At 37.8% G+C, this 24,311-nt stretch carries 15 protein-coding genes; 4 read left to right on the forward strand and 11 right to left on the reverse strand.

Annotation, left to right across the window (positions count from 1 at the left end; translation table 11 throughout):
• Positions 1-90: 90 nt before the first annotated feature.
• The 10 genes from ACM03V_RS17460 to ACM03V_RS17505 all read right to left on the reverse strand — a co-directional run bounded on the left by ACM03V_RS17460 (position 91) and on the right by ACM03V_RS17505 (position 18,103).
• Complete coding sequence (locus ACM03V_RS17460) at positions 91-945, reverse strand: formylglycine-generating enzyme family protein (protein WP_414622069.1); 855 nt, start codon at positions 943-945, stop codon at positions 91-93.
• 159 nt (positions 946-1,104) lie between these two features.
• Entirely contained in the window at positions 1,105-3,843 is a 2,739-nt protein-coding gene (locus ACM03V_RS17465; protein WP_414622070.1) for an SAV_2336 N-terminal domain-related protein, read from the reverse strand.
• Positions 3,844-3,929: 86 nt separating this feature from the next.
• Positions 3,930-5,003: an AAA family ATPase gene (locus tag ACM03V_RS17470; RefSeq protein WP_414622071.1), complete on the reverse strand. Its 1,074-nt coding sequence runs from the start codon at positions 5,001-5,003 to the stop codon at positions 3,930-3,932.
• Between the two features lie 13 nt (positions 5,004-5,016).
• A complete protein-coding gene (locus ACM03V_RS17475) occupies positions 5,017-6,585 on the reverse strand; it encodes an effector-associated domain EAD1-containing protein (protein ID WP_414622072.1) in 1,569 nt (522 codons plus the stop codon).
• 640 nt (positions 6,586-7,225) lie between these two features.
• On the reverse strand, positions 7,226-8,947 hold the full coding sequence (locus tag ACM03V_RS17480) for an NFACT family protein (RefSeq protein WP_414622073.1): 1,722 nt from the start codon (positions 8,945-8,947) through the stop codon (positions 7,226-7,228).
• Positions 8,948-9,181: 234 nt separating this feature from the next.
• Positions 9,182-9,946 carry a choice-of-anchor W domain-containing protein gene (locus ACM03V_RS17485; RefSeq protein ID WP_414622074.1) on the reverse strand — a complete coding sequence of 255 codons (765 nt, stop codon included), beginning with the start codon at positions 9,944-9,946 and terminating at the stop codon, positions 9,182-9,184.
• A 690-nt stretch (positions 9,947-10,636) separates the two neighbouring features.
• Positions 10,637-11,905 (reverse strand): glycosyltransferase family 4 protein, encoded by a 1,269-nt coding sequence (locus ACM03V_RS17490; RefSeq protein ID WP_414622075.1) that lies wholly within the window; start codon positions 11,903-11,905, stop codon positions 10,637-10,639.
• Between the two features lie 1,026 nt (positions 11,906-12,931).
• Positions 12,932-13,429 (reverse strand): RNA recognition motif domain-containing protein, encoded by a 498-nt coding sequence (locus ACM03V_RS17495; protein ID WP_414622076.1) that lies wholly within the window; start codon positions 13,427-13,429, stop codon positions 12,932-12,934.
• A gap of 605 nt (positions 13,430-14,034) precedes the next feature.
• Positions 14,035-16,347, reverse strand: coding sequence for a M48 family metalloprotease (locus ACM03V_RS17500; RefSeq protein WP_414622077.1), 2,313 nt, complete (start codon positions 16,345-16,347; stop codon positions 14,035-14,037).
• A gap of 133 nt (positions 16,348-16,480) precedes the next feature.
• Entirely contained in the window at positions 16,481-18,103 is a 1,623-nt protein-coding gene (locus ACM03V_RS17505) for a peptide chain release factor 3 (RefSeq protein WP_414622078.1), read from the reverse strand.
• Positions 18,104-18,239: 136 nt separating this feature from the next.
• Between ACM03V_RS17505 and ACM03V_RS17510 the strand changes: the two genes are divergently transcribed.
• On the forward strand, positions 18,240-18,581 hold the full coding sequence (locus ACM03V_RS17510; RefSeq protein ID WP_414622079.1) for a DUF4870 domain-containing protein: 342 nt from the start codon (positions 18,240-18,242) through the stop codon (positions 18,579-18,581).
• 155 nt (positions 18,582-18,736) lie between these two features.
• Here ACM03V_RS17510 and ACM03V_RS17515 read toward each other — a convergent pair whose 3' ends face one another.
• Positions 18,737-19,855: an RRXRR domain-containing protein gene (locus tag ACM03V_RS17515; protein ID WP_414622080.1), complete on the reverse strand. Its 1,119-nt coding sequence runs from the start codon at positions 19,853-19,855 to the stop codon at positions 18,737-18,739.
• Between the two features lie 813 nt (positions 19,856-20,668).
• On the opposite strand from ACM03V_RS17515, the gene hemB reads away from it, so the two are divergent.
• From hemB to ACM03V_RS17530, 3 genes are all read left to right on the forward strand, one after another.
• A complete protein-coding gene (hemB, locus tag ACM03V_RS17520; RefSeq protein ID WP_414622081.1) occupies positions 20,669-21,646 on the forward strand; it encodes a porphobilinogen synthase in 978 nt (325 codons plus the stop codon).
• Between the two features lie 619 nt (positions 21,647-22,265).
• Positions 22,266-22,595 (forward strand): helix-turn-helix domain-containing protein, encoded by a 330-nt coding sequence (locus tag ACM03V_RS17525; RefSeq protein WP_414622082.1) that lies wholly within the window; start codon positions 22,266-22,268, stop codon positions 22,593-22,595.
• 525 nt (positions 22,596-23,120) lie between these two features.
• Positions 23,121-24,104 carry an alpha-ketoacid dehydrogenase subunit beta gene (locus ACM03V_RS17530; protein ID WP_414622083.1) on the forward strand — a complete coding sequence of 328 codons (984 nt, stop codon included), beginning with the start codon at positions 23,121-23,123 and terminating at the stop codon, positions 24,102-24,104.
• Positions 24,105-24,311: the final 207 nt, after the last annotated feature.

Below are 24,311 nucleotides of genomic sequence, written 5' to 3' on the forward strand. Positions count from 1 at the left end.
AAAATAATCGATCCGCCTGACGGCGGAAAAAAGTAAAAAAGTAAAAAAGTAAAAGAGCAAAGCGCAAAAGACCAAAAGTATAAAGGGCTACTAAAGAGTCCTCCCAACCCCGCAGACAACACGAAAACCAATACCGTTGCTGCCGTCGTCGCGCGTAGGAGAGTAGCTACGATACGCGGAACGGCAGTAAGCAGGATTGTTGAGCCAGGAACCACCACGCAGGCTTTGAGAACGATTATCATTATCGACTTGATTTTCAGTATCTACCCACGCACTGCCATCTGTTGGCGCACCCTCATAGTTGTCATGCCAATCATCAAGACACCATTCCCAAGCATTCCCATGCATATCGTATAGCCCAAAGGCATTAGCTACATCAAAGCTACCCACGGGTGTTGTTTTCTCGCGATAAATCCCTTTAGGACCTTGACCATAGGAACCCGACCATTTATATTCTTCATTATCCGTACCTCGATAATTAGCTAAATCGGTGGTAATTGTCTCGCCAAAATGAAAAGGTGTGGTGGTTCCTGCTCTACAGGCATATTCCCACTCGGCTTCGCTGGGGAGATGATATTCTCGTCGGGTATGATTTGATAATCTGGCGCAAAATTCAACGGCATCGTACCAAGAAACTTGCTCTACAGGTAAGTTATCTCCTTTAAAGCGTGATGGCTCCGAGTTTAATTCTCTTTCTACTTGAGGTAATTTAGCTACTGCTCGCCACTGGGCTTGAGTTATGGGATATTTACCCATAAAGAAGAATGGAAGCGTTACTTGATGTTGGGGACGTTCTGAGTCACTGCTACCTTCTTCCGTTTCTGGTGCGCCCATTGTAAAAGTACCGTCGGGGATGTAAACCATTTCTAGTTCAATTCCCGAACCTAAGTCTTCGATATAATATTGCCCTGTTCCTTGTTTATATTGAATGACTGCTTTTGTCATTGCTGCCTGCTTTTGATATTTATATGGACATAATTGACATAATTTTAGATACGTTGCCTAAACCTCAATTTTGAAAAAAAATTTTTAACGCTCCGCTCCGCTAACAAACTGTAAAAAAAATAAGAGCAAAGCGCAAAAGAATAAAAGTATAAAGGGTTACTAAAGAATCCTCCCAACGGCACACACCACACGAAAACCAATAACGTCGTAGTAGTCATCGCGCGAAGGGTTGACGCGAGACGCGGAACGGCAATAAGTAGGAAGGCTGTGCCAGGAACCGCCCCGCAAATTTTGATAACGATTATCATTATCGTCTTGATTTTCAGTATCTACCCCCGCACTGCCATCTGTTGACGCACCTTCATAGTTGTCATGCAAATCATCAAGACACCATTCCCAGACATTCCCATGCATATCGTATAGCCCAAAGGCATTAGCTGCGTCAAAGCTACCGACGGGTGTTGTTTTCTCGCGATAAATCCCTTTGGAGTCAGCACCATAAGTAGAGCTAGCTCTATAGTTTGCTAAATCAGATGTAATTGTTTCGCCAAAATGAAAAGGTGTAGTAGTACCAGCGCGACAAGCATATTCCCACTCGGCTTCGCTGGGAAGACGATATTGTTTAACCGTGTCTTGGGAGAGATTATCTTCTACGATGCGGTTAAGGCGATCGCAAAATTCAACTGCATCGTACCAAGAAACTCGTTCTACTGGTAAGTTGTCTCCTTTGAATCTGGATGGTTCTGGTTCTAAGTCCCGATTCACCCGGAGATGCTGCATATTCGCCACTACTCGCCACTGCGCTTGAGTTATGGGATATTTGCCCATAAAGAAGGATGGGACTGTTACTTGGTGTTGTGGGCGTTCTGAGTCCCTGCTACCTTCTTCATCTTTTGGAGCGCCCATTGTAAAGGTACCACCAGGAATCTTTACCATCTCTAGTTCAATTCCATTACCCAAGTCTTCGGTAAAATATTGACTTTGTTGGCGACGGCGATTAATTATTAATTCTGTATTTTTTCTAGAGGTGCCAGATTTTTTCAGTTCAATGGTAGCGACTTCATATTCAAAAGGTTGTAGGTTGATATCAGCAGGTGTTTTAGTTTCTTCTTCTAAAGATATAGCTGCTATTCTAAAATCAAAGGTTTGTAGTGATGGAAATCCTTTGAGTAATTCTAAATGTTCTGTATTAGTTTGAGACTTTTGTTCTAATTGTTCAGCGGAAACAAGATCATTTTCCTTGGTAGTTTGAAAATTCTGCTCCAATTGTTCAGCGAAAGCCGCATAATCTCCACCCAAACGTTTCAAAATCTTTACCGCTACCTCTGCAAACGGTTTCACCTGTTGATTGTCAGCTTCTCCTGGTGCTTTCAACAGCGCTACAAAATCTTGCAAAGACTTACCTAACTGCGCTGCTACATACTGGGAAACTGCATTGAAAATATCTGCTGAATCTTTTACTGGTGAGGATTCAAGCAACATACCCCGTATTTGATCATCCATAAAATCATACTGCACCGTATCTGGTAAGGTATCTGCTGCAATTGGTGTTAAAGGTTTTAACAAGCCTCCCAAAAATACCTCTGCAACATGAACTTGGCGAGATGCGGGTATAATGGTTTCTTGAATTAACCGCACTACAGGTAAATTAATTACTGGTGCTGCTGAGAGTAATCCTGCTAATTTCCGCCCCATTGGTGAAGCTGTCATGCGAAACCGATGTACTCGCTCTGAGGCGTTTACTTTTTGAGGAGTAGTAGTTTGGGGTTGATTGCTGCGATTAGGTTTTTGTGATATTGCTGAAGATAAAACAAACCCGGAAGCTACTGCATCGCTTTTCCCCGTTAGCATCTGACTCCAAGGTAAAGCTGTATCTGGTTCTAATGTGAAAACAGGAATTTTGATGCCGGTATCTAAATTAATATCTTTCCACAATAATAGTTTTTTGATTAATAAATGTTTGTTGGCTACTCCTGGTGTTAAACTTGCCAAATTTACGGAAGCACCCAAACCCAAACCCGTTTTTAACCACAACCAATCGGGTAACATCTGAATAATTGCCATTGGTTGGGTGTTTGTCCAATCTTTTAATACTTGGGTAATAGCACCATTACGCCACATAGCCCCAACGCAATCACTTACGAGTAAAATTAACCGACGACGATTAGGATCTAATATTTCACGGTGGCTGGCAAGACGTTGTTGGGATGCATTTTGACCAATTCCGGGACGAATATAGATTTCTCCGTCTTCGTCGGTAACTAATCCCCAAGCCCGTACATCCCGAAACACGCCATAATGTTCTAGTAATCGTTTTAACTCCCAAATGGTATGTCGCCAAATCAGCATTGATTTACTTTCGTCAACTACCAAAGCCACATCTAACCAAGGCTCTGGTTCAGATTTGAGTATGGGAATACAAATTTTGGTTGCAGCAGTATGCTCTACTGTGGCTGTTTCATCTAATACGGTTTTTCTCCCAGATTCCACCCGACGCATTAAAGGTTTTAACACTTGAGCCAATGTTAAAGGCTCTCGTAGAGAAGGTGCATCTGGTATCCGCAAGGGAAGGGCTTGATTTTTAGATGAGGTTTGAAGTTTTTCTTCAGTTTGTGAAGAAATTTCTGCTGAAGCAGGTTTGGGAGAAGTTTGTTTATTTGTAGAAGTAGGATTTGATTTTTTGGGAGTCTTTGTAGAAGTAGGATTTAATTTTTCTGAAGTGTTTGATTGATTTCCCTGTTGTGGAATTATATCGTTTTGTATATTGCTAATTTCCTGACGTTTCTGAGAAAACCAAATAATATCGGCGATTTCTTCCCCGGTTAATTCTAAATCTGTTCCTAAAGCTGCAATCAGTTGATTAAATTGGTTGTTGGTTGCAGATGATTCATTAGTCATATCGTTTCCGTTAATATCGGAATTGTTTCTATTTTCTCTCTCTTCCTCTTCCTCCTCTGCGCTCTCTGCGTCTCTGCGGTTTTTTTTTAATCATTACTGGTTAAACTTTTTAATAAAATTTCTTTTACCGATTTTTGATCTGCTTCTGATTCTGGACAAACATCGCGAGTTAATAGATAAATTGTATTCAATAATTGGTCTGTTGCGCGTTCGGTATTTTTATCTTTATCTGACAAAAATTCTTTGATTAATTGATTAATTTTCGCTTCAGCATCTTGAAAAAGCTTTTTTTCATCTTGAAAATGAGCTTTGACAATCGCTTTGAGCGCTGATTCCTGGGGATTAGGCATTTTTACCCGTATGCATCGCCGTTTAAAAGCTGGAGGAAAATCTCTTTCTCCATTACTAGTCATTACAATAATTGGGAAAGAATAACACCGTACTCTTCCTTGTTTGATTTCAACATCAATATCTCTATCTTGAGTTTCAACTATAAATTCACCGTTGTCAGCAGAATTATTATTTTCTCCCGATTTAGCTCGTCTGACTAACTCTTGTATCGGGAATTCTCCCTCCTCAAAAATATTTAATAAATCGTTGGGAAGATTAATATCACTTTTATCAATTTCATCAATTAATAAAACCCTTGGTAACACAGAAGGTAAGAAAGCTGTTCCTAAAGCACCTAATGTAATATACTTGCCAATATCCTGCTTTTCGTTTTGCTGAACATCCTGCAATCGTGCTAGTGCATCGTAACGGTAAAGCCCTTCTTGCAAAGTAGAACGAGCAGTAATCGCCCAAGACAATACGGGACCTAAATTCAACTCGTGCGCGATCGCATAAGCCAAAGATGTCTTACCGGAACCAGGTTTACCCGTAACTAATAATGGTCTACGTAAATAAATCGCAGCATTGACAGCATTAATTATATCAATCGCATTATCAGAAATACGGAAATTTTCACCCCTTCTCCTATTGCGATCGTTTTCCTCTGCCAATTTCATTAGCTGATTCCAACGTACTTCCGAACGTTCATCGCTGGGAATATCTTCAATCTTACTAAAACGTCGCCAAGGTGGAGGTTCGAGTTTTTTAAATTTCTCTTCCACGCCTTTTAATTGTTTGCCATTTCCATGAAAAAAGTGCCAATCTGCCATAATTATCCAGTTTCTACATACCTGTTTCTGTCAAAGTTTGATTTTGTAGCATCAAATTAGAAGGTACTCGATGAGGATTATCGCATAAAAATCCTAAACCTAAATGATAATCTAAATAATTTTCTTTCTCTGGTTTTGCATGAGCTTTTCTACGGAATTTGAATACTGATTCAATAGAGGCTGATTCATCTTTAAAAAACTCAATATTTAATAATTCATCAAAATCATCATCTATATTAGGTAAATGACACCTTGTCCACAAACATATTGGCACTCCTCCGATTAAAATCGCATGAAATAATTTTATTTTATTGTTAGTTTCAGGCAAGCAACAAGTAACTTTTACTCCTAACTTTTTTTCATCTTCCAATATGATTTCTATTTCTTCCCAATTACAATCATCAATATTAGGGATATTATGAATTTTAGTTTGTATGTTTTCCTCACAGATCGTATTTTGTTTCCAGTTATCAAATTCCTCCCATCTCTCAATTAATTTATTAAAAGATTCACCATTATCAAAAGTATAACGTTCACGAAGACGTACTAAAAATCTATATTTGATACCAAATTCCTTTTCTTTCTGTTCTGTACCACCAATCGGTACTTTTTTTAAATTTATATTAGTATCTATAATTTCTAAAGGTAAAAATACTTCAACTTTTAGATTATATCTTTGTCGATTCAATAGATATTCTTTAAAATGTTGAGTTTGAGCAATATGAATAAATTTGTCAATTATATTTACAATTTGTGATAAAGAACATTCAATATGAGGAAAATCACTATTTAATTCTAGTTTAATCGGTTCTGTATTAGTATTCTTATCTAAATAATTGAGAATTAATTCAGCTTGCAGATAAAATGTATCAGTACTATTGGGAGTAACTGTAACTAGTAGATAAGAATTAAGAGTAGCAGTAGATGATTTCCTTTCTTCATAGGTTGGTAACTTAATATTTAGTTCCTGGGCTATAATTTCTACCCAGTTATTTAATTTAACTTGGATATTGCTAGATACTCCTTTCTCTTGACTTAAACGCTCGGTAAATTCAATAATACTAGGAATATTTTTATCATTTTTATAATTATTTTCTAAAAATATAGTTTTGAATATAACTAGACTTTTGGGATTGGTTAATTCTGGAAAATTACCGAATATGTCTTGAGACTTTGAAGAATTTTCAAGAGTTTCCTTACATACTCTCTTCAGTATATCTAAATCAATCTCAGTAAACACTAAAAACACATTGTTAAATTGTTCAATTGAAATAGGACAAATATTAAGTTTAATATCTGTAAGATCGAAAAGATTGGGAAATAATTTATATTTTATCTTTTTGAATACTTCATTTTTAGGTCTTTCTTTACACAAAGATTCAATTAACTGTTCTAATTTTCCTCTTGACTCAGCCCATTGAATTAAACTAAAAACAACCTCGGTATAATCTTTACCTCCAGCTACTGCATCTAGATTTACTTCTAATTTCTCACGAGCCATAATCATCAAATCACCTTTGCTTGGATAAGCACTGGTAATAGCTAGGCGTAATTTTCTAAGTTCATCACCGCTTAAATGCATCACTTTTCCTTTGCCATATAGAACTCATTTGACATCTTTTAATGTCTTGAAGTAAAGTGAGCAGCCTCACAGACGAAGAGACAAAGCTTTATTTTTGAGAAAAAATATCTAAACTATCATCTCTATAAAATAATTTTATACACTAGATTCTTTTTCTATAGTATAATTAGAGATATAAATTAAGTATATTCACTATCACGAACCATAAGTAACAAATTTACTTTATTTACAGCTATTTACTAGTATGGCAAGACGGTTAAGAAAAGACCGTAATTAATTGCACTTGCCTTAACACCTTAAAGAAATACTTCTCTAAAAAGAGAAATTTAGGATGTGATACAAAAAAACCAGCTTCCCACAGCTGGTCTGTCATATTACTATTAGTGTTGTCTTCTCAAGTAAAGTCAAACCCAAACTTTCGCGTTCCCAAAACGCCTCGGGTAATCTTTCTTTACAATATTGTAACAGGCAGTACAGAATTTTCCTGGAAATTTATCAAAAAAAGATATTTATATGAAATATTAAGCCAATATCTTTAAAAATAATTCAATATGCATTCCGAATTGCTCGCCATCCACGGACAAAAGGATAAGGAGATGTAAAGACAAGGAGATACAGAAAAAATTTCAACTCCTAACTCCTAACTTTTAACAGATTGCGGTTTTCCCCAGAGTATAGTTTCTTGCTTATAAATAGCAATTCCTGGTTTGGCACCTTTTGGTTTGTAAACGTGTTTTGGTTCGGTATAAATAACTGGTACTTGTTCGCTTTGACGAGCGCGACTGTAATATGCGGTTAGATTGGCGGTAAATTGTAAATCATTCTCTTCCGCTACTGCACCGGGTTCTAACCTTAATAGTACGTGACTTCCGGGAATTTCTTGAGCGTGAAACCATAAGTCATAATCTCCAGCAACTTTAAAAGTTAACTGGTCATTTTGACGGTTGTTGCGTCCAATTAATACTTCAAAACCGCTTGGTGTTTGGTGACGATAAAAGTTTGTAGTCGCTTCGTTAGAACTACGTCTGCGGTATTCCGAGTCTTCCAAGTATTTTTGTGCAATCAATTCTTCGCGGATTTCTTCTAAAGCCTCTAAATCTTCAGCCTCAAGGTAGTTGTCAATTTGAGAAATTGCTGCATCAACTTGCTCTAAATATTCGATTTCAGCATTCACTTCTGCAAGTAAAGGTTCTACCGCTGTACGGGCACGTTTGAGTTTTTGATGCTGTTTATAAAGTTTTTGGGCGTTTTGTACGGCGTTTTTATCGGGTTGTAATTTAATTTTGACTGGTTCATTTGTCTCGAAATCAGCCAAAGTAATTTCTTCCATCCCCGGTTCCCATTCTTGTAGATAAGCCATTAGCAAATCGGCTTGGGTACGATATTCATCCGATTGTTCTGACTGCTGCAAGCGTTTTTCAAAGGTTTGGGATTTGGTACGTAATTTTCCTAAAATATTACTCAGTTTCTGACTAAGTTGATGCTTTAGCTGAGCAAATATCTGTTGATTAAACTTATCAGTATAATAGCGGTTAAGTAACTCTTGAATATCCTGCGCTTTTTCAACTACACCCCAGCCAAGTACGGTATAACCAGTTTCAGTCCAACCTGCTTGAAATTTTTTTTCTTGCAAAGCTTTAAGCCATTCATGCCATTGCTTAAATAATGTTTGCCATTCTTTAGATGTAAGTTTATCGGTTGTACTTTCCGTACTCAAATTTGCAGCTTTTAGCATTGATTGTACTAAAGCGGGAGAAACACCACGATAGTTTTTAGGCAGTTGACTCTTGATTGCTCCAGGTATCAGGCTTACTCTTTCGTACCAATCTTGTTGTGATTCATCCAAACTTGGAATAGCGGTAGTAAGCTTTGGTGGTTGTTCGTAAACTTGTCCAGTTAAAATCGGACGAACGCTTGATTTTTTATCGCTAATTTGACGACCAGCGGTAATAATTATATCGTTAGCATCAGTAAGAATCACGTTGCTATACTTGCCCATGATTTCTACATACAGGTGATATAAAGCCTGCTCTCCCGGACGAGGAGCGAACTGTAAATCTACGGCACGTTCCCAAGGAGCAACTGTCTCAATTGAAACCAAAGCTAAACCACCTAACTGGTGAACCAATTGTTGAGAAAAAGTAAATGTATCTGGCGATCGCGGTGGTGGGGAACCGATATGAATGCGAGCAGCTTGGGGATGCCAGGAAACTTCGAGCCAACCCCGACTTTTGAGAGTACGAAGTGCAATTGCAATAGTATAGCGATCGCGCTGATAAACTTGTTCTAAGCGTGACGGCAACCAGTTAGCACGGATATCGCTGCAAACTGCACTCAAAGTAGTATAGTCAAATGTTTGCACAGCGATTGTTGTTATAAGAGCATTGATGTTCGTTAGTATAGCTCGATTAAAACAGTAGATGCACGTCTTTAGATATAAATATATCCAAGACGTGCATTTGTGAAATTAACTTTCTTACTTAAGGAAGACGAGAAAAAAGTTTTTAATTAATCAAGGCGATGCAACTTTATTAAATATTAGATATAAATATAAATCTAAATGAAATAATAATATAGTTGATGCACTTGTTTTTTCTTAAATCTCTTCATCTTTTTTGTTCTTTTTACTTAATCCTAAACCAGTCATTCCAGTTACGAATATTGCGCCGATTGTACCGGGTTCGGGTACGCTGGTTGGTGTAGGAGAATTACCAACTTTGATTTGAAAAGCAAGGTTGGAACGCATCGGATTATTACCAGTCCAACTCATTGATGTTTTACCAGTAAGTGTAAACGGAGATGAAATATCTTTGAGTTGTAAGTAGTCTACGTCTTTGCTTTCACCACCCAAAGATGACAAACTTCCTATACTTTCACCGTTAAAAACTAAGTCTTTAAGCGTTACAAAATTATTAGAGTTATTCCCTTTATTTTCTTTTGCAAAAGTACGAAGGAAAATACTGTTTGCTGAACCGTTAAAGTCCTCACTACTTAAGGTTTTACCGTCTAGTTCGTATGTGACTTTATTTCCATCGTACATTAAGCTGAAATCGTATACGCTACCATTTCCCCAATTAAATTGTTCTTCTGTTGAAACTTTAGCACCGTCTACTACATCGCCATTAATTTTTAATTCTTTCTCTCCGGCACCTCCGCGATCGCCAATTCTTCCTTCAGCAACAAATAACTCAGTAAATTCTTTCTGATTAATTAAAGACTTAAAATCATCATCGTCAAAATTAGCGTTATTAACTAAAGTCATAGCTTGGGCAGAGTTTGGTGCAATTAAGAACCCAAGAGCAGTGATGCTTAAAGCAAACAGTGAATTACGTGCGTTGATTTTATTTGTTAAATTAAACATTTTATTCATTCCAAAAAGTAATTTTTTAAGTTTATTTAGCGAATTTATGTTATTAGGAATAAAGCTTGAAACTATAACATAAATTTTCTCTAAATACAGCCGTACAAAATCTTATCAATTACTAAAATTAATCCAAAGTATTCACTAAAACTTCCGGAATTGTATATTTCCTTCCGTACAAGTAAACAACATTTATTTGAAAGTAACTGTTGAAGCTTTCGGTTGCTTATGTATCTAGTTAAAACCTTTCCAAACAACAATGTCGATCAAAAAGTCTGTCTTTTATCGAAACTTTTTGTTCGGATTAAGTATTTTCGGTTTCTCATGGAAAACACTTAGAAATAGATTATAAAAATACTTATTCTTTTCAAAAAACCAGTAATTCAAGTTGATTAAGAGTATAAATACGTAGAAGAAAAAAAATATAAAATTTGCAAGTTCTATTATTTTCATATATTGAACCATTATCTGTAAAAGCCAGGGAGTTTAAAATTTTGTTCGAGGCCTACTCCCTGATTTCTATTCTCTTCTTTAGGCTACTTCTGAAAAGATCCAAAATTACTGATAATGGGCAATCGGCAATAACAACCTTGTAATAAGAATTCACCCTCTTTAATAAAAATTAAATTTAATTAGGGTAAATTTCCCGGTGGCAATTACCGATTCCCCATTATTTATGTGTTATTAATATTAACTATTGACTACCATAGGCTGCTTCACAGATTGCGGCGATAACTTTTTGTAGAGTTCGCCTAATTGCATTGCAACCCCATCCCAACTAAATTTATTTTCAACGCGCTTTCTCGCAGCTTGACCTAACTCTTCGCCCCATTGAGCATCCAGCAAAATTCGGTCAATAGCATTCGCAAAAGCTGGAACATCCTGCGGTGGTGCCAACAAACCAGTTTCTTCATTAACAACAGTAAACTGAAGTCCGCCAACATCGCTCGCAACTACTGGTGTAAAGCTCGCCATTGCTTCGATAGCTACCAGCCCAAAAGGTTCGTAATGACTCGGAACAACGCAAACGTCAGCAGCACCATAGTAAAATGGTAAATCTTCTTGGCTGATACGACCCGGAAATTCTGTCATCTGAGTCATTCCTAATTCCGCGACGATTTTCTTTATTCGCTCGCATTCATCACCATCGCTATGTCCGGGGCGACTGCCACCACAAATCATTAACTTGAAGTCTTCCCTACCAAATAATTTAGATTGTCCTACTGCACGTACCAAGGTTTCAATACCTTTACGTTGGTCAAAACGTCCTACGTACAGTACAAGCTTAGTTTCGGAATTAATTCCCAATTCGTTTCTTGCTGTTTTTCGGTCAACACAACCAAAGCGTTCAATATCTGTACCGCAAGGAATTACATCTATATATCCTTTTGTCGAAACAAGAGTACGCATATGTTCTTGTTCTTGCGGCGAAGTTGCAACAATTCTTTGTGCCGTTTCTAATATCTGTTTTTCTGTTATCAAACGGGTACTAGCAACTAAAGGAACTGTTTTTACAGTATTGTATTTAACTGCTCCTAATGAATGATATGTATGTACTATATGGCTTCCTTGTTTTTGCCTCAACTGCATACCAACCCAGCTAGAAAGCCAGTAATTAGTATGAATTAAAGAATATATGGTTTCGTTATCTTGCTGAAATTTGAGAAAATTATCTACAAATTCTGGCAAATGTTCAAAAAGATTGTCTCGCGGCACAAAATCAACATTACCTGCTTTCAAACGAATTGTTCGACAATTTGGAGAATGCCAAACAATATCTTCCTGCTCAACATCTACTTTACGGGTAAACATATCAACTTGCCATCCAAGTTCAGCTAATGCTTCCCCTACATGACGAACGTAAACGTTCTGCCCTCCGGCTTCTTCCTTACCTATTTCAATCGCTGGATCGCCGTGGACGGAAATCAAGGCGATGCGTTGCTCTGTTGCAAGGTTCATAGTTTATTGGCTAATAATGTGTTTGACTTCTTAGGAGCGCGTCAACCCCTAATACTAAAATCTTTGTAAATGTTCATGTAATCTTTATTTTAATTTAAGATGTGAATTTTTTTTACTTATTTGCAATTTCCTTTACTCTTGTAAGTTCAGTAATAATATGGATTCACACAATGCTATAAACACTATACTTGTGTTTCCTAACACCTCTGATATTACTTACTTAAACGGCTAATTATTGCCATATATCTATGGCTTAAAGTATTATTTATGACTGCATTAGTTCTATACCTTGAACTTCAAAACAGCATTACTTTAAATAATAATATCATTGTTTTAAGTATAAACACTTAAATAAGTAGATTTCAGTTAAAACAGTAAATCGATACTCATTAGTTTTTTAGAGACACCAAACCATAACAGCTATATAAAAATATGTATTTTAATATACTTAATATATATTTACTGTAAAAATTGTACTTAGGTCGCTACTTTTTCAAAAGCTGTCAGAACGTTTTTTCTTGGTTAATGTATTTAATACTACATCTAAAATAGCTATAAAATATGTATAGTATAGGATTTATTTATGGTTAGCGCTTTATCTGAGGCAATACTGTCACCGATTCCAGACATAACTGTGCTAGCTATATGAGCGTTAATAATTCTTTGAAAGCAAAAAATATTACAATTCAATTGATATCTATCATCAAACCAAGAACTTACAAGCTGTAGAAGATATTTAGATCGTAAATTTGAAAATTTTATTTTCTTGAAGAGATATTGAGAAAAACTACCGCGCACGATTTTTAGCGAGCAGTTGCGGAAAGTCCTTCGCTAAGATAAATCCCTGGCAATAGCTGGGATTGAAAATTAATTCATATTTTTTGTGGTTTATAAAGATATGGTGCTTATCGATTAAAAGCGCATCAAAATAGCTCGCTCGCAAGCAACTACTATAAATAAAAAGAAAGCTTGACAAGCCCAACCTGCCTTCCTCGGTGGGCTAGTTCAAACTTCTAAGTTCACAAACTAATTGGTAGTCTGTGCGGCAAGCATTTCCTTTAACTTCTCTAACTCTGTAGCCCAACGAGGATCTGGAGAAACCCCATCTGACGAAGAACTGCTTGAACTGCTGCTATCTTTAGAACCACTGCCGCGACGAGATTTTTTCTTACTCTTACTAATTCCAGTAGTGGCAGAACCACTAACAGCAGCTGGAGTTGGTGTTGATGCTTTAGAAGGCTGCATCCCTTCTTCTCCTTCCTCACTACTCTTAGTGCGAGGTAATGCTTTCTCCAGCTTAATAGGAGATTCTTTGAACATTTGACCATTATATTTTTCAATAATTTGGTCGGCTTGTTCGTCGTTGTTCACAGTCATAAAACCAAAGCCGCGACATTTGCCTGTCTTACGATCTTTGATTAATTTGGTCGTAATACTGCTACCTTCTTCAGCAAAAACAGCTTGCAATTCTGATTTATCTATTTCTTCTTTTGGCAAATTGCCTATGTATAGGCGAATGGACATGAAAGATCCTCCAATATGGTTAGATGTTTAGCAACGGGTTTAAAACAAAAACTTGGGTTTATGGATGACGGACATATGTTATTTACTAACATTGCCGCGAACCATCTTTTTACTCCAAACTGTTAATCTTTACAATACAGTTTTTCGCAATCGCGATTTTTTTATGCGAAATTACACGCTTGAACATACAAACACGTTAATCACAAAAATTCTAAATTCTGCATTATCTTCTTGCAAAACAAAACTTATTCAATGCTCTTTTATTATGAAGATTTAAACACCATTTTCTACAATATCACGCTATTCTTAGCACAGCTAGTTCAGCACAGACATTTCTGGCTCAGTCATTAATGCATAGTAACATAAAATACATTTTTTTCGTAAAGCAAGCCCTTTCAAGAAATAAAAACCAGTCAACGGTTGGTTGATTTCCTACTGTGTTGGAAGGACGAAAGGGAGATACAGTAGCGCAAACAGCCTCATACATTAATTAAGCCTATAGCTTTCTCGTTTGAGCTAAAAGTTCTTAGTGTTAATAAATATAACATTTTTGTCGAGATTTCGCAATTTTTATTTACAAAAGTATTTTAGAATCAGTGATTCGATCAACCTGTTAAAACAATATAGGCTCCCCAAGCAAAAGCTGCGACTGTCAAAATGGTAGACCAAATTGGATGAGGGCTGTTGACTAATTTGCCACTTTGAGTTTTTAAAGTTTGAATATCCACCCAAGGCGTTGCACCTCGTCGCAACCAGCCAGTGACGGAAACTGTTTTACCGATAAAGTCTTGAGGATTAACAGATTGTCCCAACCAGGAGACATGATGTAATTTCACCAAAATATTTCCAACTTGAATAATTAAGTCTTGTGCTAAATAGTTGCTGCTACCACGATGACCTAATAATTTTCCTGAAAGTTCAACCGGGGTACTATCTATAGGTAAGGCTGTGGGATTTGTTAATAACTCGGCTATTGACTCGGACTTTTGGACATTTTTAGTTTCAATATTGGCAAATAAAGAATTCATTCTAATTAAAATACCAATACTAAAACCGATAAGCATAAAACCTGTAACGAATTGCCAATCGTCGTATATCCATTTGAGGTTAATTAAATTTAGCGCAAATAATGCCTGCCAAGCCAACCGGAAAAGTAATGCTGATGCAGCACCAGCTAAAATGCCCAAGTAAGGAGCAATTTGTAATAAGAATGACTCGCGTTTTACCTTCAATGACTGCTGGTTTTCGAGGTATACTTCAGGCTCTACGTGCCAGTAGCGAGCAAGTTTACATAATTTTTGCAAACGTGTCCCCATCAAAGGATGGCTGTTAGTAGCTGTGAACCATTGACGATAGGGATTAAGATAATCCCACATTAGCAACGATTCAAAGGTGGTATTTGCAGCGATACTACCTAACCATAAACTTTGTTCGTGACCAACTGGTATTAATAGATTTAAACTTTCTAACTGCCAAGGTGTTTGTTTTTTCTTGGCTATATCGGAGGCAGTCGCAATGGCAATTTTGAGTAAACCACGAATCAATGCGTTAGGGTTTCCAGTTACTTCCGCACCAATTTTATCGCTTAAGAAAACTCGGTTTCTTGATAACCACAAACCTGTTGCGGTAAGCAAATACCAAATTCCATAAATGCCATTAGCAATTATTCCTACAACTGTACCTCCAATTCGGTTGGATATATTATCACCTAGTTGGGAAATCAGTTGATATAGTTTATAAATCGGAATTGTTACCGACAGCATTACAGACATAACTGCACAATTTACGCGACCGATTTGACCTAATTGAGAGGCTATTATTGCCGCGATTTCATCATCTTCAAGTTGCTCTAAAAGTCCCTGACTAACTATAATACGAGCGGTACGGGGTAAATGACCAACTGTAAATGCCACTGGTGCTGCGAGCGGTAAAATCCCTAATTTTGGTAAGCTCCAGCCTCGCGGTTGACAGTAGCGTTGCAGTACCCGTACTGATTCGTGAGAATATGTCTTTAAAGTTTCTCTACTTAATTCTTTTTTCTCGTAAAATTTACATAGCAGCCAATCGAGTAACCACGGTGAAACAGCTAGGATTACGAGAAATATACCCAGCACTAAGTAAGTCGGGTCATTGTATAAAAACTGTATTGGTTCTAAAAATGGTAGCGCAACTAAAATATTGTTAATTAATTGCATTACTAGCTGTAATAGTGCCCGTACTATCCAAAATAAAGCAACAAAGGTTCCAATCCCCAGCAATGGCAAGCGAATAGACTTTGTAAACTTTGGTTTTGGCAGGGGTTGCCATACCTTTGCCCTTCCTCCCAAACGCCAATGAATATTAGAGTTAATATTTGGAATTTGGGAATTTGCTTTAGAATTTGACGAAGAATTTGCTTGGGAAACAGGTACTATTTCACCACCACGAGGTTTTTTTTTCGTTTGCACGGGGGGTTCTTTCACAGTCGAAGTATTTGCTTTTGAATTTGAAAATAATGGTGGAGGTGGAGGTGGAGGTGGGGTACGAGTAGGAGTGGTAATGCTGGGGAATTCAGATTCTAATTTTTCTATTCGATCTATTTCATCTTCTGGCGATTCAAAAGCAACAAATCCTGTTGAGTACGGCTTCTTATTTTTATAAGTAGGATACTTTTTTTTCAGTTGTTTCAAAGAGTTTTCTGCCCACTGTTGAACTTGAGAATTACTGCTTTTCTCCAGAGATTCACACACCGCGATCGCCATTTCAATTTCGCCGCTGCGGGAGTACGCGACTACTAAGCCAACCTGGGCTTGTAAGCTTTCATTGGTATCATCATCCCTAGCTGCAACATCTTCTAAGATGATTTTTGCCGTGCGGTAATCTTCTTTTTTGAGGGCAGCTAAACCGTCTTTCAAAGATGATTTGGAGTGTGAAGACATAAATATTCTTTCACTAAACGTATTTAAAAATAGGTTGATATTTGTGTGGTGCAAATATAGCCTATTATTGGCAAACGGGCTATAAAGCCCGCTATCAAAGGTTTTATGGATAATACTGGTTGTGGTATATCGCTTACGAAGTTGAAGTTGTTCCGGATACGGGAGCTATGGCATTTAACTTTAACTCCGGATGATCTTGCTTTAATTGATTGGTGTTCCATTCATTGCGGAATAATAATACAGGTCGTCCCATACTATCTTTCATAGTGGTAGTGTTGAACAAACGTCCCACCTTTTCCAAAGCTTCCCAACCACCTTCTACCCAACGGGCTACGCTGTAAGGTAAATATTCCAAACGAGTTTCTACACCATACTCGTTTTCCAAACGATACTGCACAACTTCAAGCTGTAACTGACCAACTGCTGCCAAAATTGGATCGCGTTTTGATTCATCCACAGAGTACATAATTTGTACCGCTCCTTCTTCGCGCAATTCCGTTACACCTTTTTGAAACTGCTTAAATTTTGAAGGATTGGGATTTCTCAAAATGGCAAACAACTCCGGTGAAAAATAAGGGATACCCTCATATTCTAATTTTTTACCAGTGTAAATTGTATCGCCAATTGCAAAAACACCGGGATTATTTAAACCAATAATATCCCCCGGATAAGCTTCATCAATAGATTCGCGTTCTTGAGCAAAGAGTTTTTGCGGACGAGATAAACGCACGTTTTTACCTGTACGAGCGTGATTAACTGTCATATCTTTTTCAAAACGACCCGTACATACGCGGATAAAAGCAACGCGATCGCGATGTTTGGGGTCCATATTCGCTTGCAGCTTGAATACAAAACCGGAAAAGTCTGGATAAGTAGGGGGGACTTCGCCTAAACTGCTGGAATGAGAACCGGGTTTGAGGGCATATTTGAGAAAATTCTTCAGAAATAACTCTACGCCGAAATTAGTCATGGCCGATCCAAAAAACACCGGAGTCATTTTGCCTTGGTGTATCAAATCCATGTCTAATTCGGGGCCGACTCCATCCAACAATTCCAAATCGTCTTTGAGTTGATGATAAAGCTCTTGTTCCAAAACTTCTTCAATTTTGGCATCGCCCAAATCAACTATCGTATTTGCCGCTTCTTTGCTTCCGTGGGCGCTTCTTTCAAACAAATGGATTTTTTGCTCTTGACGATCAAATACACCTTTAAAGCGATCGCCCATGCCGATCGGCCAGTTTACCGCATAAGTTTGTAAATTTAATTCTTGCTCAATTTCGTCTAAAAGTTCTAAGGGTTCTCTTCCGGGACGATCTAGTTTATTTATGAAAGTAAAAATTGGAATACCCCGCATTTTACAAACTTCAAATAATTTTCGCGTCTGGGGTTCCAAACCTTTGGCTACGTCAATCAACATGACTGCATTATCGGCAGCGCTGAGAGTTCGATATGTGTCTTCACTAAAGTCTTGGTGCCCAGGAGTATCTAATAAATTTATTTGACAATTTTTGTACTCGAACTGCAACACTGTTGATGTAATAGAAATACCTCTTTGCTGTTCCATTGCCATCCAGTCAGAAGTTGCTTTACGCTGTGCCCGTCTAGCTTTTACAGAACCCGCTTCGTGAATGGCACCCCCGTACAGCAGTAGTTTTTCAGTCAGAGTAGTTTTACCAGCATCCGGGTGAGAAATAATGGCAAAATTGCGACGACGTTCAACTTCTTCGTAAATTTCCTTCTCAAGTTCAGTTGACATAAGGTATTTGTTTGGTTGTATTCTATCTAAAATAATTGTTTTTCAATTTAGCAGAAGTCTTTTAATCTTAAGACAACTCCACCAGGTAATCGGTTCGTTATATAATTCGGACATCTCAACATCAGGGGAGGAGAAAATGTACGACACCGACAGCAGAAAGCTTTTATCAGCACTGTGTCACGGAGCGATTTTTTTAAACTTCATAGTGGTGCCTATTGCCATTCCTATTGTGATATTTTTTATAACTCAAGATCCAGTTGTAAAAGATAATGCCAAAGAAGCTCTAATTTTCTACTTGAACGTTTGGCTGTGTGGAATAATTATCGGAGTGCTGGTTTCGGTTACTTTCGGCTTGCTTTGGCCTCTAGTACCTGCATGGTTTGTTGTCCATTGGGGACTTACCATTTGGGCGCTTTCCCACGTTTTAGGAGATTCAGAGAAACCTTTTCGCTATCCCTTCATTTTTAGAGTGATTTAGCATTTATTATCCAGCAGACGCTTGATACGATCGCAAGTAACTTTTTTACTTTAAGTTAGCTTAAAAGCCTGAAAGACTCACAGCTTTACTTTTTTCACCTTGTTTTCTGCGAGATACTCCTGGTTCAGCGAAGCAACCAGGGGAGGGATAGCAGGTCAAAGTTGATCCTTCGATGGGGTTAACTTTGAGTGTTTCCGAGTTGACAACACAATTAAACCCGTGTTTCGCTGTATCAATCGGACTTTTTTAGCAGTGCATTGCCCTAATCTTTTCCAGTCACAATCACTTACTGAAACTAATTTTTCTGTGTCTCCACTAACCCAACCGAAAAATGTTTTCTTCCCTTGGATAGCTTTAACAAAATCCCCTTTTCTGAATCCGTGACGGGTTGTAGTTCCGCCATATTTACGTCTATTTCCACCCTTGGAAGGAACCATTAAATGTAGTTGTCTGCGGCTAACTGGAGGACGACGTAAAATTGTAAATTGTGATTTAGTAATAGCTACATTACCGACCCAATTAGCACCATGAGCTTTTGTTCCTTCCCAAGCTTGATATTTAACAAACTCCGAACAAGCAAGCCTTACAGCGTCAACTGCGTGAGTCTCAGGGATTTGCAAAGACTTCCACCGATTTTCTTTGTGCAACCTCAGGTATTTACGAAGATTAGATGTTTCCCATCCTTTTCTCAATTTCACCTGCGCTCTATTTGATAACCTGTTAATCTGATATCTTTGCCCAACCATAACAGGGCTGAAACTAGCACTCCCCCTCGCTTCTACTTCTTCAATAACAATTGTTTTTACTGGGTAGATTTCACACAATAAAGTAATTGTTCGGTATTCCAAATCTTTATTTGCTCGAATACTTGGAGGAAGTTTAGAGTTGCGACGATTATCAAACCTAGATTGACGATGGCTACGTTTATTGAAAGATAATTTTCGATTAATCCGTCTACCACGTCTACCACGCCGCATCATAGACCGTTGTTCCATTCGGTCTTTAACTGTTTTGAATGGTAAAACTAAATGCAACATTTGCATCGTGGTTTTTTGGGATTGAACTGCCAAACCAGAAAACATTTTTCCGGGGTCTAAGCCAACTGCAATTTGTTGAACTTTAATATCAGATGGTTTAGTTAACAACTGAACATAAAAAATACCTAATTTGTTGAATTTACCTATTGCTTTACTTTCTTTAATCCAACGCCTAGCACGGCTAGCCTTTGTTGGCATTAATGGTGTATTGTCAGCATTAATAACAGGTACTCGCATAAAGAGATAATCCTTCGAGTATAGTTTTAGTCCCCTCGCCCAACTAATCCAAAATGTCTTGTCTTTAAACAACGACTGAACAAACAGTCTTGCAGATAATCCAAACTGGGGAAGTATTTGGAAGTGCGTATCAGGATTAGTCTAAGCGGGCTAGTCAAACACGTAAAGTTTGTTCTTTACAAGCCCCATCCCTCGGAGCGGGTGGGGTTATTGACTTGTGCTACTCACACATCTTCATTTTTTTCAAAAGTCCGTTTCAGTTAACTACAAATTGCAATGCTCAATAATACCAAGCTTTTCAATGTTGCAAAAATCTTCTTTTGTCGAGCATTTATCCTCGCAATAGCTGAAAATTAAATTCTTAACGCTACATCATCTTTTGCATAAATCCGCTAGCCACACCGCCGAATGCTACTAGATAAAGTACAAGTCTATATTTTATCGATTTTGCAATCCAGGCATTCGGCGGTTGTGGTACCGGCATACCCCAGAGCGAAAATAAATTTCAACTTGTCGAGAATCTGCTGTATTTCATCATAATATTAAAAAATGTGAAAAATAATTGACAAAATTATTAAGTATCTAGCTTAAATTTGATTAACTAATATTTTCATGTGGATAGTTATTAAGCTTTTTTAGGATATATGTACAGCTAGTTGTAAAATACAAAATTGCCCCACATCTTCGCAGACAGTAGGGCATAGGAAAGTTAAGCGCTGTTCGCAGTTTGTCCTTTCAAAGTCCAATTTTGCTTGCAGTTTGTGACGCTTTTGATTTTGTCTGTAAAAGTTTTTCTTACTGTTTAAAAAAATTATGTTTCCTACCCATCGTCCCCGCCGTCTGCGTAGCCATTCACAATTGCGTCGGATGGTACGCGAAACCGTATTGACTACAAACGATTTGATTTATCCTTTGTTTGCCGTACCGGGTGAAGGTATTGCTAAAGAAGTAAAATCAATGCCGGGAGTTTTTCAACTTTCTGTTGACAAAATTGTCGAGGAAGCAAAGGAAGTTTACGATTTGGGAATTCCCGGTGTTATTTTATTTGGTATTCCCGAAGATAAAGATATAGAAGCCACAGGTGCTTGGCATGATTGCGGTATCGTCCAAAAAGCTTCTACCGCTATCAAAGAAGCAGTACCAGATTTAATTGTAATTGCCGACACTTGCTTGTGCGAATATACCAGTCACGGTCACTGCGGTTATTTAGAAGTAGGCGATTTAAGTGGTAGAGTTTTGAACGACCCCACCTTAGAATTGCTTAAGAAAACAGCAGTATCCCAAGCTAAAGCCGGTGCTGATATCATTGCTCCTTCGGGAATGATGGATGGTTTTGTGCAAGCTATTCGTGAAGGTTTGGATGAAGCTGGTTTTCAAGATACGCCAATTATGTCCTACGCTGCTAAATATGCTTCTGCTTACTACGGGCCATTCCGCGATGCAGCCGATTCATCACCACAATTTGGCGATCGCCGAACTTATCAGATGGATCCGGGCAACTCCCGTGAAGCAATCAAAGAAATCGAATTAGATATTGCAGAAGGGGCTGATATGCTAATGGTCAAACCTGCTTTGTCGTACATGGATATAATTTGGCGTGTCAAACAAGCTTGTAATCTGCCAGTCGCGGCTTACAACGTTTCCGGCGAGTATTCCATGATTAAAGCCGCAGCCCTGAATGGCTGGATTGACGAAGAACGAGTTGTACTTGAAACCTTAACCAGCTTTAAGCGTGCCGGTGCCGACTTGATTTTAACTTACCACGCTAAAGATGCAGCGCGATGGCTCTAACAAATAGAACGAAGCACAAAGATTAATCGCATATTGCACAATCTTCTACACAAACATCTCGACGTAAAATTTTGCGTCGAGAAATTAATAATTATAAATAGGGAACGGGGAATAGAAGATAGAAAATAGGCAGTAGGGAAATAGATAAAAACTATTTTTGCGTTTATTTTTATTATTACTGATATCTTGCAACATTCTCAAGAAGCCCCAATTTCACGGAAATAAATTTCAGGGCTACATATAAAAAGTAGGTTAGAACGTACTAAAAACCTTGCCTAGTCTGATTTATCAGACTTTGTTTTTAAGAGAGGGGAATTTATTCCAAGGCGGTTGCCCTCAAATGGTGCAAGAAGTCAGTTATTATCTAAAGTTTTTCAAATACAACTTAAAAAAATATCAATACTATTACTGTATTTTTCACATCTATCTTTTTGTAGAGATTAATTAGAAGAAAAACTGTAGAAGTTAGTAAAAGATTGATTACAGTATGGTTAGATTGCTATGCGGGTATGCAAAGTCCTATACAATAATATAGTTAACAAATAATTTTCAGTTGGCTTTTTTTGTCAATTGATTTAATAAATCAAATTAATGAGTTTTGAAAAGGGAGCATTGAGATATGGATATGCAAGTCCTGAGAGAACGTGCGGGACTCAGCCGTGCAGAGGTTGCGTTCAGGCTTGCAATTAGTGAAACGAGCGTTCGCAACTGGGAAGCAGGGCGAACCGAACCAACCATGACACCGAAAAAATACTGGGATGCCTTGCGCCTGTTCAAATGTACGCCAGAAGAGTTAGCTGGAGCAAGCGAAAAATCAATTAATCAAAGGCACAAGCGTAAACCAGGAAGACCAAGAAGATTTCCGGAAAATAGCGATTACGATCGAGCTTCTGGAACAAGCTTAACTCAAGCAACTTCTGAAGATTCAACGGTTTCTTCTAATCGCTAAACTTCCAATTTTACAAAGAAAATTTTTCTCTAAAATTCTTTGTAAAAGAAATAATTCAGAAGTTGACTCGATCGCTTAATGTTGCTGTCTTTTGAGCGACAAACAAACAAGTGCGTTCAGCTATGCTGGCTTTATCGCAGTTTTAAATTATCTCCAGAGTTGTAGTTCTATCGGTAAACTATCGGTAAACTATAACGCTGGAGTTTTTTGATCTTTGTCACAATTGGGCAAAATTTTTTAGCGATTATTGATTAGTATTATAAACTACTAAATTTATTATTTAGAAGCATAGATAACAGTAGTATTTATACTTGAAGAAAGCAAATAAAACTGTTAAACCTGCATTATACAACCGGGTACTTTCATCTTCTGCTGAAGAAACAATATATAATTCAGTACGATGCAGCGATTCTTATCAGCTTTTCTAAAAAGTTAGGTAATCTTGCATAAATCATGCTGTGTTTACCGTATTTTTCACAGAGACGCGATAAAATTCTAAGACGATATTCCTCTTTTTTTGAACTAATGGCAGAAACACTATTTTTTAATGCTTTGCGGGAAGCCACTGATGAAGAAATGGCGCGAGATAAAACCGTGATGGTACTTGGTGAAGATGTGGGACATTATGGTGGTTCCTACAAAGTAACTAAAGACTTATACAAAAAATATGGCGAATTAAGAGTTTTAGATACACCCATTGCCGAAAACAGCTTTACAGGAATGGCGATCGGTGCTGCAATGACCGGGTTAAGACCGATAATTGAAGGCATGAATATGGGCTTTTTGCTGTTAGCCTTTAACCAGATATCAAATAATGCCGGAATGTTGCGTTACACTTCTGGCGGTAACTTTAAAATACCTTTAGTAATTCGCGGCCCCGGTGGAGTTGGAAGACAGCTAGGTGCAGAACATTCTCAGCGTCTAGAAGCTTACTTCCAAGCTGTACCAGGACTAAAAATAGTTGCTTGTTCCACACCTTACAACGCTAAAGGTTTATTAAAATCAGCTATTCGCGACGATAATCCGGTATTATTCTTTGAACACGTACTGCTTTATAACTTAAAAGAAGATTTACCTGAAGAAGAATACCTGGTGCCATTAGATAAAGCAGAAGTTGTGCGAAGCGGTAAAGATGTCACAATTATTACTTACTCGCGGATGCGCCATCACGTGATGCAAGCCGTAAAGACATTAGAAAAATCAGGTTTTGACCCAGAAGTTATCGATTTAATTTCTTTAAAACCTTTAGACTTTGATACCATCGGTGAATCCATACGCAAAACCCACAGAGTAATTATTGTAGAAGAATGCATGAGAACTGGAGGGGTAGCAGCAGAAATTATCGCTTCAATCAACGAACGCTTATTTGATGAATTGGATGCGCCAGTATTGCGACTTTCTTCTCAAGACATTCCCACACCTTACAACGGTAACTTGGAAAGATTAACAATTGTTCAACCAGAGCAAATTGTTGAAGCAGTAGAAAAAATGGTTGCTGCAAAAGTTTAAAGTTTAAAGGTTAAAGGTTGGGAGTTAGGAGTTAGGAGTTAGGAGTTAGGAGTTAGGAGTGAGTAGAGAGTAGTAATTCTTTTCCTTGTCTCCTTGTCTCCCCATCTCCCCATCTCCCCATCTCCCCCTCTCCCCCCTCTAACAATTCCCAATTGCTAATGCATAAAAATAATAACTGTTCGCTCATAACCGATAAAGAAGCGCTAT

It is taken from the genome of Calothrix sp. CCY 0018 (assembly GCF_963920925.1).
GTDB lineage: Bacteria > Cyanobacteriota > Cyanobacteriia > Cyanobacteriales > Nostocaceae > Rivularia.

Coding starts and splice junctions, on each gene's coding strand:
- ACM03V_RS17460 (WP_414622069.1), bottom strand. CDS start 945: ATGACAAAAGCAGTCATTCAATATAAACAAGGAACAGGGCAATATTAT.
- ACM03V_RS17465 (WP_414622070.1), bottom strand. CDS start 3,843: ATGACTAATGAATCATCTGCAACCAACAACCAATTTAATCAACTGATT.
- ACM03V_RS17470 (WP_414622071.1), bottom strand. CDS start 5,003: ATGGCAGATTGGCACTTTTTTCATGGAAATGGCAAACAATTAAAAGGC.
- ACM03V_RS17475 (WP_414622072.1), bottom strand. CDS start 6,585: ATGCATTTAAGCGGTGATGAACTTAGAAAATTACGCCTAGCTATTACC.
- ACM03V_RS17485 (WP_414622074.1), bottom strand. CDS start 9,946: ATGTTTAATTTAACAAATAAAATCAACGCACGTAATTCACTGTTTGCT.
- ACM03V_RS17490 (WP_414622075.1), bottom strand. CDS start 11,905: ATGAACCTTGCAACAGAGCAACGCATCGCCTTGATTTCCGTCCACGGC.
- ACM03V_RS17495 (WP_414622076.1), bottom strand. CDS start 13,429: ATGTCCATTCGCCTATACATAGGCAATTTGCCAAAAGAAGAAATAGAT.
- ACM03V_RS17500 (WP_414622077.1), bottom strand. CDS start 16,347: ATGTCTTCACACTCCAAATCATCTTTGAAAGACGGTTTAGCTGCCCTC.
- ACM03V_RS17505 (WP_414622078.1), bottom strand. CDS start 18,103: ATGTCAACTGAACTTGAGAAGGAAATTTACGAAGAAGTTGAACGTCGT.
- ACM03V_RS17510 (WP_414622079.1), top strand. CDS start 18,240: ATGTACGACACCGACAGCAGAAAGCTTTTATCAGCACTGTGTCACGGA.
- ACM03V_RS17515 (WP_414622080.1), bottom strand. CDS start 19,855: ATGCGAGTACCTGTTATTAATGCTGACAATACACCATTAATGCCAACA.
- hemB (WP_414622081.1), top strand. CDS start 20,669: ATGTTTCCTACCCATCGTCCCCGCCGTCTGCGTAGCCATTCACAATTG.
- ACM03V_RS17525 (WP_414622082.1), top strand. CDS start 22,266: ATGGATATGCAAGTCCTGAGAGAACGTGCGGGACTCAGCCGTGCAGAG.
- ACM03V_RS17530 (WP_414622083.1), top strand. CDS start 23,121: ATGGCAGAAACACTATTTTTTAATGCTTTGCGGGAAGCCACTGATGAA.